The sequence below is a fragment of the Paenalcaligenes sp. Me52 genome, assembly GCF_050487965.1.
Classification (GTDB): Bacteria; Pseudomonadota; Gammaproteobacteria; order Burkholderiales; family Burkholderiaceae_B; genus Paenalcaligenes.
In genome coordinates this window covers 1-617 of record NZ_JBKQFO010000037.1, presented here as the reverse complement: position 1 = coordinate 617, position 617 = coordinate 1, and the positions used below count along the sequence as shown (strand labels likewise).

The 617-nt window shown below is 51.2% G+C and carries 1 protein-coding gene; it reads left to right on the top strand.

What is annotated here, in order from left to right; all coding sequences use genetic code 11:
• On the top strand, positions 1 to 617 hold a 617-nt coding region (locus ACLO87_RS16835; RefSeq protein WP_430224351.1), incomplete at both ends, for a DNA translocase FtsK.

Genomic DNA, 617 nt, shown 5'->3' with positions numbered 1-617 from the left:
CCTGGTAGAAGCGCGTCTGGCTGATTTCCGTATTAAAGCCGATGTTGTCAATTACTCTCCGGGGCCAGTTATCACTCGCTTTGAATTGAACCTGGCACCGGGCGTAAAAGCAGCGCGCATTTCTAACTTGTCACGTGACCTTGCCCGTTCACTTTCGACGGTGGCGGTGCGTGTCGTTGAAGTTATTCCTGGCAAACCCTATGTAGGTCTGGAGTTACCGAATAAAAAACGACAAACCGTTTATCTGCGCGAAGTTTTGGATAACGCCAAATTCCGCGATAATCCGTCGCCATTAACCGTGGTGCTGGGTAAAGATATCGCCGGTGAGCCGGTGGTTGCCGATCTGGCGAAAATGCCGCACTTGTTGGTTGCGGGGACTACCGGTTCCGGTAAGTCTGTCGGGGTGAACGCGATGATCCTGAGCATGCTTTATAAAGCACAGCCAGAAGATGTGCGTTTCATCATGATCGACCCGAAAATGCTGGAGCTTTCGGTTTATGAAGGCATTCCGCATCTGTTAACGGAAGTCGTTACCTATATGAAAGATGCCGCCAACGCGCTGCGCTGGTGTGTTAACGAGATGGAGCGTCGTTATAAACTGATGTCTGCGCTGGGTG